Genomic DNA, 10,213 nt, shown 5'->3' on the forward strand with positions numbered 1-10,213 from the left:
TTATCAGCCTGAGCTTGATCCATCTGAAGAAATGCACCAATATTTTTACCAATATCGATATCAGCTATATCAATGGAAAGAATTTCGAAAGCCGTACCGGCATCTAATCCTTTACGAAGCACCAATTTTGAAATAGAATCTGGATTTTCAAGCACTGTTTTATGACTTTCGGATGATCCGATCGACGAAACGATCCCTTCACCAACACGGGCCAGAATTGTTTCTTCTCCGGCACCACCAACCAATTGCTTAATATTAGCTCGCACCGTAACACGAGCTTTAGCTATTAACTGAATACCATCCTTTGCAACAGCTGTAACCGGAGGTGTATCGATCACCTTTGGATTAACTGACATTTGTACAGCTTCAAATACATCACGACCAGCTAGATCGATTGCAGTTGCCATCTGAAACGACAAATCGATATTTGCTTTAGAAGCAGAAACAAGTGCATGAACCACTCTTTCAACATGTCCGCCAGCCAAATAGTGAGCTTCAAGTTCATCACGCGTGAGCTGTTTTAAACCAGCCTTATGAGCTTCAATCATTGCTCGGGCGATGATGTAGGGAGGCACCTTACGGATACGCATCAAAAATAGCTGTATCAGGGATATATTTACACCCGATACTTTTGCCGAAATCCATAAAAGAAACGGCACGTAATAAAAGAAAATGGACAAAAGCAACACCGCTGCTCCAAGCAGAATCAACGGCAGAAAGGTCATTTCCATAGACATTGTATTTAAAAGGTGAATACTGTTTATTTTTTAATTTTAACCAATAAATTACTGGCATCGATTCCTGCAACCACAATTGGTGTATTTTCATCTACAAAACCATCAATTGATTTAGCCTCGACCGTAATTCCTTTTACCCGGATCTTACCCATCGGGTTAAGGCGCGAAACAGCAATTCCTTCGTCTCCTTGCACAATTCCCAGATCGCGGGTAGAGATCAATTTACTGTCTACCTCTTTTTTTAATGCAACCTTATTGAATGAGTTTGAACGAAGCAACCAAAAAAATGATACGGCAAATACTACTGCTGATACAATCAAGCTTATATTTCCAGCTTGTACTCCCAACTCGCTGTAAGCATATAAAATACCTCCTGCTGCAAATAGAAAACCTCCTATTCCTGCCACAGTAATTCCTGGAAGTAAAAAGATTTCTAGCAAAAGCAATACAATTGCTACTGCAAGTAGAAAAACAACAATGGCAATATCTAGTATCATAGTTAATAAAGTTTTTTTCCTTAATTAGTCATCGTTTGTTCCGAAGGAAATTCACTTCAGCATTCCGGGCTTTTTTCTCAAGAACAAGCGGCTCATTTATCATGTTTTCAAGTTGTTTCTCCAAAGTTAAAATTGAACCGGATAGCCTTTCTTTTGTAGCCTTGTCTCCTTCAACATACGACTTTCTTAAAGAAAGAAGCTTTTCACTCTCTTCAACTATCTGTCGATTCAAAGCGGAAGCTTTTTCATAATAACTTCGGGCTTCCGGACTTTGGAAATCATCCAGAGAAAAATATACGACCTGATCAACAATCACAAACTCAAAATCTTTTTTAACCTCACTTACTCCAGACCTTATTTCTTTGTGTGCAAGATCAATTAGCTCTTTATAGTTAGCAGATGCTTTCCATGAATCCTTAATTGAATATATAGCTGCACGGGAACGTTTCAATTCAAGATCATCGGTTAGCAACCTTTTCCGATCAGGATTCGGAATAAAAAGATATACGCAGACTTTTCCTTCCGGTTGAAAGCGATCGGAAACAAACCAACCCAATTCTTTCGATTCATCAATAACCATCATGTAATCATTGGAGGGAGAATTGAAAGGCATTCCCAACTGTTCGGGGACTAAATAGCTGTCCGAACTAATATTGTATCTTGTTACAAACAGGTCATATCCTCCCAAGGTCCCATTGCCAGTACTTGCGTAATAAATTGTCACTCCGTCAGACATTACAAACGGATAGTTTTCATTATTAGCACTATTAATTGTCATCGGTAACATCTTCTTGTCTCCCCACTTATCCATTAATTTGGATTGAGTGAATAAGCAAAACTGATTCTCAGGAGTTTTTTGTGCATAAAAAATCTTATCCTGCTTCTGATTCATATAAACAGTTGACTCCGATGCATCTGACAGCTGAAAAAAATCAGAAAAAAGCATCAACGAACCACTCTCCTCACTTAGCTTATAGGCAGTGAGGAATGCTTCCTTATCAACTACCAAACTATCAATTATTTCAACATCTTCAGTTTTCTCCATCATTCGGAGTGCATTTTTCACTTGTTCAAGTCTTTGTTCCCATGGAAGCGTATCTTGTTTTTTCTTTGCAAGCAAATCAATGTATTCCTGAAACATCTCTTCCGATTCTTCAAAACGATAGGTATCGTAACATAACTCCCCCAGGTAACGAAAAGCTTCCTGAACATTACGTTTGGCAGCTACCCGTAAATATTTCTCGGCTTTCTCTTTTTCTCCCGTTTCATACAAGCATACACCATACCACTGGTTATAAGATGAATTGCCAGGAGTCCGTTCAACTAACTTCTCAAAAGCAGGTTTAGCTTCTTCAAATTTACCTTCGTTATATAACTTCTTTGCTTGATCGAGGCTTTGAGCTGTTAATACGCTGCTTAACAACGTCATACCTGACACAAGAAAAAGTTTTAAACACATCCCATTCATTTTGCCTTGACTTTGTTTATGGTTACAGAGATTCAAAGATATGAATTTTTTTGTTCCAGCATACAGGAATAACTAAAATAACCTGCAACCTTCCCGATTAAATTGCATAAATTAACATGTTAAATGCAATTGGGCTCTAAAAATCAATCCTTTTTTTTCTAATTTTGCGCCCGAAAATAAACTATGGCTATAAAAACTGAAGAAGAACTTCTATTTCGCAAAATAGAAGCAAAAATACAAAAAGCAATTTGGGAATACGACCTCATTGCAGATGGAGACCGAATATTAATTGGACTTTCGGGAGGAAAAGATTCACTTGCCTTAGTCGATTTACTGGGGAGAAGGCAGAAGATATTCCGTCCGAAGTTTGAAGTTGTGGTAGCCCACATCATAATGGAAAATATACCCTACAATGCAGATCTCGACTACTTGCGTGGATGTGCTGAGGAACATAATTTACCCTTTGTAGTTCATAAAACGTCATTCGATTCCACGACTGACAAACGCAAATCACCTTGTTTCTTATGTTCATGGACACGCAGAAAGGCGCTGTTCGATATTGCCAAGCAGTATAAATGTAACAAAATAGCATTAGGACATCATCAAGACGACCTATTGCAAACCCTGCTTATGAACATGACATTCCAAGGAGCATTCGGCACGATGCCTCCCCGTTTAAAAATGGATAAATTTGACATGACACTGATCCGTCCGCTCTGCTTGGTTGAAGAGAAAGAATTGATCCGGATTGCTGAATGGAAAGGATATAAGAAACTTTTAAAAAACTGTCCCCATGAGTCGACATCAAGCAGACCCGATCTTAAAGGAGTCCTTGCCAGACTTGAAGAGATAAATCCCCATGCCAGATATAATTTATGGGGAAGTATGACACATATCCAGAAAGATTATTTACCCCGTAAAAAAGAGATATAATGCAAGGAGCTATAACAATCGTACTTTTGATTCTGTCCAATGTATTTATGACATTTGCATGGTATGGTCATTTAAAGATGAAACAACAGTTCAGTTGGTTTGATTCACTTCCGCTACTTGGTGTAATCGCTTTCAGCTGGTCCATTGCTTTCCTGGAATATTGTTTCCAGGTACCAGCTAATCGTATCGGATTTCGTGAAAACGGAGGTCCGTTCAGTCTGATTCAGCTAAAGGTTATCCAGGAAGTCATCACTCTTGTCATCTTTATGATATTCAGTTCGATGGCATTCAAGACCGAATCCTTCAAATGGAACCATGCTTTGGCTTGTGTGCTGTTGGTCTGCGCCGTTTATCTGGTGTTTAAGAAGTAGTATACACAATAAAAAAGACTCCCTCAGATTAATCAATCCGGGGAGTCTTTATCATAATGAGGTAATTATTTCACAAATGGTGCATTCAATAAATATTCAGCACAACCTTTTACTCCGTCAAACTGAGACATTCCGGTTCTTAAACCTTCCAATTCAACAAAATAATCCTGGATGCCATTTGCATACGCCTGTTTGAAAATCATTTCGAAATTCATCATTCCTGATTGACCTAATACAGCACGATCTTTAATATGCAACACTTTAATCCGGTCCGGATGCTTTTTAAGATACTCAACCGGGTCATTCTGACCCATCACGGTCCAATATACATCCATTTCAAAAAACACTAGAGAAGGATCTGTGTCTTTTAAAAATAAATCGTAAATCTGATCCCCTTTAGGTATCCAAGGATTACCTGTCTGAGCTGCATCCTCTGGTTTTACCACCCTTTTAAATTCCATATTATGATTGTGGTAACCGAATGGAATTCCAGCCTCTTTCACAATTTTACCCGATTCATTGAACACCTCACAAATAAAGGCTGCATCCTCATGCGACTCACATTTGGGCATCATAGGTTGGATTAAATATTTTACTCCAAGCTTGGCATGATCGGCTGCAGTAACTTTCCAGAATTCCTTTATTTCATTGAAATTTGCCTGCGAAAATTCTCGAACCGGTGGATTTACATGAGAACTGGTAATCTTCAATCCGGCATCCTCCGCCATCTTTTTAAATTCCATCATGTCAACCGTACCGATCTTACCCTTATTATATCCCGCAAGTTCGAGATTGGTGTAACCCATCTGTTTGAGTTTCTTCATACCTCCGGGTACATCCTCAAACAATTCCTTTCCCAACGAATAGGTTTGCAAACCTATATTTTTTGCAGCTGCGGCTTTAGAAGAAGTCGTAGTAGATGCGTGTAATGAACTAACATTGCCTGCCAGCAAACCTCCGGCAGTCAAGAAAGAAACATTTCGTAAGAAATCACGTCTGTTACTCATACTGTTATTGAGAATTAATTATAGACTATATGGTCTTCTGTATTCATATTCATATAACCGGTGTGCAGCAGCCTCTTTATCGTTGATAAAGCTCAATGTTGCAGGATTCCATTTTACCGGACGATTCAATTCACGTGCAATGTTAGCTAAACAGCAAAGAGTATTGGTACTGCATCCAACTTCAACCGGTGCAATTGGGTTCTCACGGGAACGTACACAGTCAATAAAATTCTGCATATGCGGAGAGCTGGTTTCGTAGCTGCCAGCCATACCACCTTTAGGTTTATTTCCTTGTTTTTCTGCCTGTTTTTTCATCTCTTCCCATCTCTTCTTCATCTCTTCCATCGTAAGAGGACGCTGACCGGCAAGTTCGGCAGGAACTTTCGATTTATCTGAGCAGGCAAGATAACCACGTGCCACCTCAATCCAGCCTTTATCGCCGATAAACTTTATACCTTGTGCTCCATCATTACCTTCCAGGAAGGGCTGTTCAGTCATTACAATACCATTCTGATATTTCATTGCTGCATAAGTTGATCCGTTATAGCCGGCAGGAATAAATTCAGTCGGACCAGATCCGTCCATTCCTATAGCAGCCTGAGCAATATCAAACATGTGAGCACCCCAGTCGGCCGTATATCCGTTGCCGGTTTCCTGATACCATCTCCAGGCACCCCACAGTTTTTCATTCTGTTCCGGATCTACAGTTATAGGAGGACACAAATCAGGATGATAATGAATCTTTGGATCATTAAGTGGTCCCATCCATTTGTTCCAGTTTAAATTTCCAGGAACAGGCATTTCAGGTAAATCCAATGGTTTGGGAGGCGCACCAACTCTTGCATAAATCTTTTCGATATGACCAATAGCTCCGGATTGAACCAATTCAATCGCTTTTTGGAATTCCTTGCTTGATCTCTGTTGACTACCTACCTGCAACACGCGTTTATTTCCTCTAACGGCCTTTACCATTTCAAGACCTTCACGGATAGTAAAAGCTAATGGTTTCTGGCAATATACATCTTTCCCTGCTTGAGCTGCATGAATGGTGTTAAGAGCATGCCAATGGTCGGGTGTAGCAACCTCAACGGCATCAATATCTTTACGTTCCAACAAATCTTCATAAAACTCGTACATATCGCAACGGGGAGCCATACTCTTGGCGGCTTGCCATGTTTCAATTCTTTTCTTGAAACGTAATTGTTTTAGCGAATCCACATCACAACAGGCAGCAACCTGTACGCCCGGACATGCAGCAAAACCGGCAAAATCCGATAAAGCCTGTTGCCCCAATCCAATAAAACCTAACACAACACGGTCACTTGGAGCAATACGTACTCCAGCCATTTTCCAGCTGGGCAGGATCGTGAGACTGGCTAGTCCCAAAGCAGATAAACCCAAAAATTCACGACGGCTTACTCCTTTTTTAGTGTTTTCCTTCATGGTAATTCATTTAATAGTTTGTTAATAGTATCCTTGTAGGCTAAAATATAGTCACAAAGTTATCATTATTGTTTTAATAACCTAAAGGAAATAAGACAAAAAGAGAGTGCCTGAAAGAGTTTTGACCTATGTCAAAATAAAATAAAAATTAATGGAGTATGCAACATACAACGTAAGCCTATTTTTATGTTCTTTGCAAAAAGACTATTGTTTTCCTTAAATTCATAAGATCAATGACTTCGAGAAGAGATTTTCTAAAACAGGCCTCCCTGTTGGGTGTAGGACTTACCGCTAGTCCTTTTATTATTAAAGCCGGGGGCAGCATTGCTCCAAGTGATAAAATCCGTGTTGGCTTGATTGGCTGTAATGGAATGGGGTTCGAAAACCTCAAAGCATTTCTGCGTAACCCGGAAGTTGAGTGTGTGGCTCTGGCAGATATAGACCAGAATGTATTGCAGAACCGAGCTGCCGAAACCGAAAAGATTTCTGGTAAACGGGTAAAGAATCTGTATAAGGACTGGCGCGGACTAATCGACAATAAAGATATAGATGTGGTGATTGTAGGAACACCCGACCATTGGCATTGCCTGCAAATGGTGGCTGCTTGTCAGGCAGGCAAAGATGTTTATTGTGAAAAGCCTTTGGGCAACAGTATTGAGGAATGTAATATAATGGTTCGGGCGGCACAAAAGTATAACCGGGTGGTTCAGGTTGGACAATGGCAGCGCAGCGATCCGCACTGGCAAGATGCCATGCAGTTTGTACACAGCGGCAAACTAGGGAAGATACGTACTGTTCGCGTATTCTCGTATCAGGGATGGTGTCCATCCATTCCGGTATTGGCCGACGAACCTGTTCCGGCTGGTGTTGATTACGATATGTGGCTCGGGCCGGCTCGTAAACGACCTTTCAACCGAAACAGATTTCATTTTACCTTCCGTTGGTTCTGGGATTATGCTGGAGGACTGATGACCGACTGGGGTGTACATTTGCTTGACTATGCTTTGTACGGAATGAACGTTACAGCACCTAACTCCATTATGGCTTCGGGTGGTAAATTCGGATATCCGGATGATGCCTGTGAAACTCCTGATTTACTTCAAACCATATATACATTCAACGACTTTACTGTTATGTGGGATCATGCTATTGGAATTGATGACGGAGCCTACGGACGGAACCACGGATTAGGATTTGTTGGCGAAAACGGCACTCTGGTATTAGATCGTGGCGGTTGGGAAGTAATTCCTGAGCGGGTAAACGGTAATACACGCATGGAGGCTGTTCCTTTAAAGAAGGCCTACGGAGAAGGAGGTCTCAATCTGCATGTAAAGAACCACCTGGAGTGCATCAAAAGCCGCAATCGGAATTGTAATGCCAGCATTGAGATTGGGGCTCATATCGCCAAGTTCTCTCAATTGGGGAATATAGCTTACAGAACCGGTAAAAAATTAGTCTGGGACGGGATTCGTTTTACGAACGATGAAGCAGCAAACAATCTGTTGGTTCCCAACTATCGTTCACCATGGGAACTTCCTAAAATATAACCAGATTCTCATGCCTATTTAATAAACAAGGGTTGCCAATAAGCGGGCAACCCTTTGTTTGTATCGTAAAATAACATCAATCATTCACAATCTATAGATATCATTGATGTTCCGGTCTTAATAAATCATTTACAGTTTTAACCGGATTGAATGTTTCAATCGGCACTTCAACAAAAACTGTATTCCAGTCACTCATAGCACCATTCCACAGACCAGGCAATTCAAGGGCTTTAAGTTCCCGTCCATCCTTTGACTTCATTGAAATGAATCCAGTATTTTTATCAACAAAATCAGGCAGATTAAACTTTTGTCCGTTGTGATCCTTCAATGCACAAACCAAATCAACAGGATTAAAGTGTGTACCTTTTTCGAACATTTCTTTTTTACGGGGATCGGCAAGATCAATCTGCGAACTTTCCAGTATCTGCGGAGAGTAAGAACCATCCTCATTGAATGCAAGAAATGGCCCGCCGCCGGGCTCTCCCACATTCTTAACCATACCGCAAACACGAATCGGACGTATCAGCTTTGATTTAATATAAAGAATAAGCTCTGCATCTTCCAGGTTTTTCATTTCCGGATGCTTTATACATAATTCGGTCTGCAGAAAGCGAATCATCTCTTCTACCTGAGCGTGTGTATATTGTCCGCTTTCAATCAGATGCAGATAGCGGAATATTTTCTTCTGTAAAGTTACCAACACTCCAGCCAGCACCTTCTTATAGATAATTGTGGTACATTTAAAAGAATCAGGCACCACGTTATCAATATTTTTAATAAAAACGATATCTGCATCCACATCATTCAGATTCTCTATCAAGGCACCATGTCCTCCGGGACGGAAAAGTAAATTTCCTTCCTTATCTCTGAACGGTTGATTTTCCGAATCGGCAGCCAATGTATCCGTGCTAGGTTTCTGAACACTGAAAGTAATATCGTAACATACCGAGAATTTATTTTCATATGCAGGAACTTTTGCAGCAACCAGTTGCTCAAACAAAGCCTTATGTTCCGGAGATACTGTAAAATGGATATTTACTTCTGCAGCATTATTTTTGGCATACATGGCTCCTTCGGCCAAATGCTCTTCCATAGCAGTGCGTACACAGGAAGGATACGTATGAAATTGCAACAGGCCTTTCGGTAGCTGGCCGTAATTAAGCCCACTTGACGACAATAGATTATTTACTACCGCCTTATACTCTTTATCAGACAATAACTGGGGGATGGTACGTTTTTCATTTTTCAGACATACGGCATCTAAGGCGTTATAAAACGCAAAAGAGGTAAGACCTGCAAAAAACTTTTCCATAAAGGGGGAGAAAGGTTCATTCGAATCCGAATCCAGAAATTCATAAAGGTCTTTAAACATCCGGCTGGCTGCTCCCGAAGCGGGTACAAACTTAAGAATACGCTTATTCTGATTCAGATAGGCATCCCAAGCCTCCATGTAGCCAACCTGAGCCTCTTTATCAATTACGCTGATTCCCTTTTCAACTGATGCCGAAGCCATAATTTCAAGAAAAGGAAATCCTTTTCTGAAACAGTCAAGTTGTTCTTCAATTTGCTTCTCGCTTATTCCCTTTTGGCCGAGCAAAGCCAAGTCTTTCGTACTAAGCATAGTATATTGTTTTTAATAATTACAGTCGCCGTAACTGAAAACGTGTCATCCTATAAATAATGCAAATGTATCAAAAATACCATTAGAGATACCTCTGTTTTCAAGGAAAAAAGATACTTTTACAAAAGTTTACAGCCTGTATAGGCCTAATAAGGCAAAACAAGAACAGTATGAATACACAAGCATTCTTTACACCCGAAGAAAAGAAGGAATTTCTATTTAAATATAGAAAGCTGCTTCAAAGCATTCACTTCTCTCTCCAAAAAGATGATGTCCGAAAAATGCGGAACCTTATTCAACGTACCGTTTCGATGGATTGTTATGGGAGAGATAAAAACGGAATTAACGGACTGCTGCGAAATATTAATACGGCACTTATCGCGACTTCGGAAATCGGACTGAAACGTACACCCATAATTGCCCTCTTGCTTTATCGTACCGTACTAAAAAAAGCACTCACTCTGGAAGAGATTGAGAAGGAGTTTGGTCCGGATGTAACTCTTATGATCAGCCGGCTACTTAAAACATCCGATCTTTATGCACGTAATACGGCTGTAAATTCGGAAAACTTCCACCACTTGCTTTTATC

The 10,213-nt window shown here is 40.4% G+C and carries 9 protein-coding genes and 1 pseudogene; 4 read left to right on the forward strand and 6 right to left on the reverse strand.

The window, feature by feature from the left end:
* The 3 genes from floA to AB7E53_RS11645 all read right to left on the reverse strand — a co-directional run.
* Positions 1 to 731 (reverse strand): flotillin-like protein FloA (floA, locus tag AB7E53_RS11635; protein WP_446775796.1); only part of this gene is annotated, 731 nt, incomplete at its 3' end.
* Between the two features lie 29 nt (positions 732 to 760).
* Positions 761 to 1,234, reverse strand: coding sequence for an NfeD family protein (locus tag AB7E53_RS11640; RefSeq protein WP_079683817.1), 474 nt, complete (start codon positions 1,232 to 1,234; stop codon positions 761 to 763).
* Between the two features lie 28 nt (positions 1,235 to 1,262).
* Entirely contained in the window at positions 1,263 to 2,702 is a 1,440-nt protein-coding gene (locus AB7E53_RS11645; RefSeq protein ID WP_446775798.1) for a tetratricopeptide repeat protein, read from the reverse strand.
* A 183-nt stretch (positions 2,703 to 2,885) separates the two neighbouring features.
* Here AB7E53_RS11645 and AB7E53_RS11650 point away from each other — a divergent pair, with 183 nt between their 5' ends.
* Both AB7E53_RS11650 and AB7E53_RS11655 read left to right on the forward strand, forming a co-directional pair.
* Positions 2,886 to 3,635: a tRNA 2-thiocytidine biosynthesis TtcA family protein gene (locus AB7E53_RS11650; protein WP_446775800.1), complete on the forward strand. Its 750-nt coding sequence runs from the start codon at positions 2,886 to 2,888 to the stop codon at positions 3,633 to 3,635.
* Positions 3,635 to 4,006, forward strand: a complete 372-nt coding sequence (locus AB7E53_RS11655) for a DMT family protein (protein WP_079683814.1) — start codon at positions 3,635 to 3,637, stop codon at positions 4,004 to 4,006. Before AB7E53_RS11650 ends, AB7E53_RS11655 begins: the two co-directional genes overlap by 1 nt.
* Before the next feature lie 65 nt (positions 4,007 to 4,071).
* Here the strand turns inward: AB7E53_RS11655 and AB7E53_RS11660 are convergent, their stop codons facing one another.
* Positions 4,072 to 5,013: a sugar phosphate isomerase/epimerase family protein gene (locus AB7E53_RS11660; RefSeq protein ID WP_446775802.1), complete on the reverse strand. Its 942-nt coding sequence runs from the start codon at positions 5,011 to 5,013 to the stop codon at positions 4,072 to 4,074.
* A gap of 18 nt (positions 5,014 to 5,031) precedes the next feature.
* A complete protein-coding gene (locus AB7E53_RS11665) occupies positions 5,032 to 6,456 on the reverse strand; it encodes a Gfo/Idh/MocA family protein (RefSeq protein ID WP_079683812.1) in 1,425 nt (474 codons plus the stop codon).
* Between the two features lie 233 nt (positions 6,457 to 6,689).
* On the opposite strand from AB7E53_RS11665, the gene AB7E53_RS11670 reads away from it, so the two are divergent.
* Positions 6,690 to 8,003, forward strand: coding sequence for a Gfo/Idh/MocA family oxidoreductase (locus AB7E53_RS11670; RefSeq protein ID WP_350455655.1), 1,314 nt, complete (start codon positions 6,690 to 6,692; stop codon positions 8,001 to 8,003).
* 100 nt (positions 8,004 to 8,103) lie between these two features.
* Here the strand turns inward: AB7E53_RS11670 and AB7E53_RS11675 are convergent, their stop codons facing one another.
* A complete protein-coding gene (locus AB7E53_RS11675) occupies positions 8,104 to 9,624 on the reverse strand; it encodes a DUF4301 family protein (protein WP_446770801.1) in 1,521 nt (506 codons plus the stop codon).
* A 170-nt stretch (positions 9,625 to 9,794) separates the two neighbouring features.
* Here AB7E53_RS11675 and AB7E53_RS11680 point away from each other — a divergent pair.
* Positions 9,795 to 10,213: pseudogene (locus AB7E53_RS11680) on the forward strand (RelA/SpoT family protein); the annotation flags it as partial.

The sequence above is a fragment of the Macellibacteroides sp. genome (assembly GCF_050251695.1).
GTDB classification, from domain to species: domain Bacteria; phylum Bacteroidota; class Bacteroidia; order Bacteroidales; family Tannerellaceae; genus Macellibacteroides; species Macellibacteroides fermentans.

What these genes read in the sequence shown, in the direction of transcription:
- AB7E53_RS11640 (WP_079683817.1), bottom strand. Translation starts at nt 1,234, where the DNA reads ATGATACTAGATATTGCCATTGTTGTTTTTCTACTTGCAGTAGCAATT.
- AB7E53_RS11645 (WP_446775798.1), bottom strand. Translation starts at nt 2,702, where the DNA reads ATGAATGGGATGTGTTTAAAACTTTTTCTTGTGTCAGGTATGACGTTG.
- AB7E53_RS11650 (WP_446775800.1), top strand. Translation starts at nt 2,886, where the DNA reads ATGGCTATAAAAACTGAAGAAGAACTTCTATTTCGCAAAATAGAAGCA.
- AB7E53_RS11655 (WP_079683814.1), top strand. Translation starts at nt 3,635, where the DNA reads ATGCAAGGAGCTATAACAATCGTACTTTTGATTCTGTCCAATGTATTT.
- AB7E53_RS11660 (WP_446775802.1), bottom strand. Translation starts at nt 5,013, where the DNA reads ATGAGTAACAGACGTGATTTCTTACGAAATGTTTCTTTCTTGACTGCC.
- AB7E53_RS11665 (WP_079683812.1), bottom strand. Translation starts at nt 6,456, where the DNA reads ATGAAGGAAAACACTAAAAAAGGAGTAAGCCGTCGTGAATTTTTGGGT.
- AB7E53_RS11670 (WP_350455655.1), top strand. Translation starts at nt 6,690, where the DNA reads ATGACTTCGAGAAGAGATTTTCTAAAACAGGCCTCCCTGTTGGGTGTA.
- AB7E53_RS11675 (WP_446770801.1), bottom strand. Translation starts at nt 9,624, where the DNA reads ATGCTTAGTACGAAAGACTTGGCTTTGCTCGGCCAAAAGGGAATAAGC.